The sequence below is a fragment of the Ruegeria sp. AA3 genome (genome assembly GCF_056542905.1).
On sequence record NZ_JBQGAQ010000029.1, the window covers coordinates 1 to 3,233 of the forward strand.

Below are 3,233 nucleotides of genomic sequence, written 5' to 3' on the forward strand. Positions count from 1 at the left end.
CCATCGAAAACCAAGTGCTGCCCCAACGCGGATGCCCGCAAGATCAGCCGCGAAGAAACAGAAGACGCCCGCCAGGTGGCTCGAGACATTGCCAAGACCCGCCAGTACGACATCTCAATGAAGCTCAGAAAGAAGGTGGAAATGCTCTTCGCCCACCTCAAACGCATTCTCGGCCTGGGTCGGCTCCGATTACGTGGCCCATGCGGCGCAAACGACGAATTCCTCCTCGCCGCCACCGCCCAGAACCTCCGCAAACTGGCCAAGATCTTTCCCGCACCGCAGCAAACACGTAAAGCCTGATCAGAAAGGCACTCGCGCTCGGTTCAGCACACCACTTTCTGCGTCCGCAACACGTTGTTTTTCCACAGAATCGGCGTATTTCGTTGAAAAACTCTTGGTTGATTGAGTGGTAAGTCGCTGATTCAATTCGTCCTGTAGGGAGGAATTGGCGATGATGGGACCGAGGCAGGAAGCGCAGGCGGCGTTGTTCTACGAGTTCTCGCTGGAAGATCATGTCCCGCAAGATCACCTGCTGCGCTCGATTGATCGGTTCGTCGATCTTGGCAGCATCCGGTCGCATCTGGCGGAGTTCTACAGCCATACTGGACGCCCCTCGGTTGACCCCGAGTTGCTTATCCGAATGCTACTCGTGGGCTACTGCTTCGGGATCCGGTCCGAGCGGCGGCTTTGTGAAGAGGTTCATCTGAACCTAGCCTATCGGTGGTTCTGTCGGCTCGATCTGAACGACCGTGTGCCGGATCATTCCACATTCTCGAAGAACCGGCATGGGCGGTTCCGCGAAAGCGAACTGCTGCGCTACCTGTTCGAGATGACCGTGGCACACAGCATTGAGGAAGGCCTCGTCAGCGGTCAGCGTATGGCCATCGATGCAAGCTTGATCGAAGCCGATGCCAACAAGCAGAACTCAACGCCGAAGGAAGAGTGGGACGCCTCAACCGTTGATCCGACCGACGCGCCCCGCGCCGTCCGCGAGTATCTCGACACGCTGGACGAGGCTGCGTTCGGCGCTGCCAGCGAGGTTCAGCCCAAGTTCACATCGCATTCCGATCCGGCGAGCCAATGGACCGCAGCCCGCAAAGGCCCTGCATTCTTTAGCTATTCCGACAACTACCTGATCGATACAGATCACGGAGTTATCATCGACGTCGAAGCCACCAGATCAATCCGTCAGGCTGAGGTCGGATCGACCAAGACCATGTTGAACCGAGTAAAGGAACGGTTCGATCTGCATCCGGAGAGACTAATCGCGGACACCGCCTATGGCACCGGCCCACTTCTGGGCTGGCTGGTTGATCGCAAGATTGCGCCGCATATCCCGGTGTTCGACAAGTCCGGTCGCAATGACGGCACCTGGACCCGCGCCGACTTCGAATGGGATGCTGAGAATGACCAATACATCTGTCCCGAAGGTCACGCCCTCAAGCAGTTCCGCCGCAACTACTCAGACCCCAACCGCGGTCCGACGGGCAAGGGCACCGCTCGCTATCGCGCTCTGAAAGAGGTCTGTCAGGTCTGCCCATCGAAAACCAAGTGCTGCCCCAACGCGGATGCCCGCAAGATCAGCCGCGAAGAAACAGAAGACGCCCGCCAGGTGGCTCGAGACATTGTGGACCTGTCGCGTTTTTGTGCCGCTCCAAGTGCTCGTTTAAACCACTTTCCGTTCGAAGGCGACGGGACTTTTCCAGCCCAGTGCTGAGTGTCGGCGGCGCGGATTGTAGAAGCCGTTGATGTATTCGAAGATGGCCGCTTCAGCCTGCCGTCGGGTTTGCCATGACCGCCGCCAGATCAGCTCAGCTTTGATCGTTTTGAAGAAGGTCTCGACGGCGGCGTTATCATAGCAATTGCCTTTGCCGCTCATCGACACTTTGAAGTCATGTTGGCGCAGGATCTTCTGATAATCGTGGGAACAGTATTGGCTGCCACGATCCGTGTGGTGGATGCAGTCCTTCGGTGGTGATCTGAAGGCGATAGCCATTCTCAGCGCCCTGATGGCCAGGTCTCGCTTCATCCGATTGCTAACAGCCCAGCCAATCACACGGCGGGAATGCAAGTCCAGAATGACGGCGAGATAAAGCCAGCCTTCACGGGTCCAGACATAGCTGATGTCACCAGCCCATGTCTTGTTCGGCTGATCCGCTGTGAAGTCCCGATCCAGTAGGTTGGGCGCGATATTGAACTTGTGATCGCTGTCTGTCGTGACCTTGTGCTTGCGTGTTCTCAACACGGATATGCCGTTCTGGCGCATCAGGCGACCAACGCGACGATGCCCCACAGCCAAACCAATTTCCTTCAACTCTTCAGTCATGCGCGGCCTGCCATAGCTGCCCAAACTGAGGCGTGACTGTTCTTTGATATGCGCCAGCGTGACCAGATCAGACCGCTGTCTGCGACTGGCAGGGCGGCTGCGGAAGGCACGCAGACCGCGTGCGCTGACACCGACGACATCGCATAACCGGTTGGCTGGAAAGCTGGCTCTGTGTTCTTCGATAAACCTAAATCTCATTGCTTTAGGCCCGCGAAGAACTGGGTGGCCTTTTTTAGGATTTCCCTCTCCTCCTTGAGGAGCCGGATCTCCCGTCGAAGTCGCTCATTCTCTTGAGCGAGGCTCAAATCCTCTTTGGAAACCACGTCTGTATCTCGGTGCGCTGTGATCCATTTGTTCAGCGTGGACATCCCGACACCTAGATCATCAGCCACCTGCTTGCGTGTTAGCCCACTGGTCAATGCGATACGCACCGCATCTTGCCGGAATTCGGCCGTCCGTTTCAGTCCCATAGTCAGTCTCCTTTGCTGCAGTAGATGCTATCAAAGGAGCGGCATCAAACCGTGACAGGTCCAGTTACGATCATTGGCAGAAGCGTCACAAACACAACCGAGCCGCGCAATTGCACCGTTACTCGATTGGTTGCAAGGGCGAGACCGAATCCCAGGATCAGTATGATCGGTGTCGTCACAAAGGTATAAAGAAGCGTGAATTCCAGCGCGGACCAGAAATCTACATCACTGATTTCTCGATAAAGCGCTTTGATGAACTCTCTGGGGCTTTCTACTTTGGTCCTATCGATAGAGGCCTTAAGACCCTCCACATCGATAGCATTCTCTAAGTTTTGCCCACCGACATATTTCCAGACTTGTACTGGATTGCCGTCAGCATCCAACACCGACTGCGGAACCATTCGGGTGACTTCCCGGGTTTGCCCGCCGAACAGAGG

2 protein-coding genes and 2 pseudogenes are annotated in these 3,233 nt (G+C 56.2%); 2 read left to right on the top strand and 2 right to left on the bottom strand.

All coding sequences use genetic code 11. The features are described 5' to 3' along the window. Window positions 1-300: transposase (locus tag ACR0JR_RS22170; RefSeq protein ID WP_480448290.1), on the top strand; the 300-nt coding region annotated here is incomplete at its 5' end. A 151-nt stretch (window positions 301-451) separates the two neighbouring features. Next, a pseudogene (locus tag ACR0JR_RS22175) lies at window positions 452-1,645 on the top strand (IS1182 family transposase); the annotation flags it as partial. 21 nt (window positions 1,646-1,666) lie between these two features. Here the strand turns inward: ACR0JR_RS22175 and ACR0JR_RS22180 are convergent. Continuing rightward, window positions 1,667-2,796 (bottom strand): IS3 family transposase gene (locus ACR0JR_RS22180; protein WP_480424262.1). Its coding sequence is split into 2 segments (ribosomal slippage): window positions 1,667-2,553 and window positions 2,553-2,796, totalling 1,131 coding nucleotides; the frame shifts between segments, so codons are not numbered across the junction. A 44-nt stretch (window positions 2,797-2,840) separates the two neighbouring features. Next, window positions 2,841-3,233 (bottom strand): annotated as a pseudogene (locus ACR0JR_RS22185) (hypothetical protein); the annotation flags it as partial.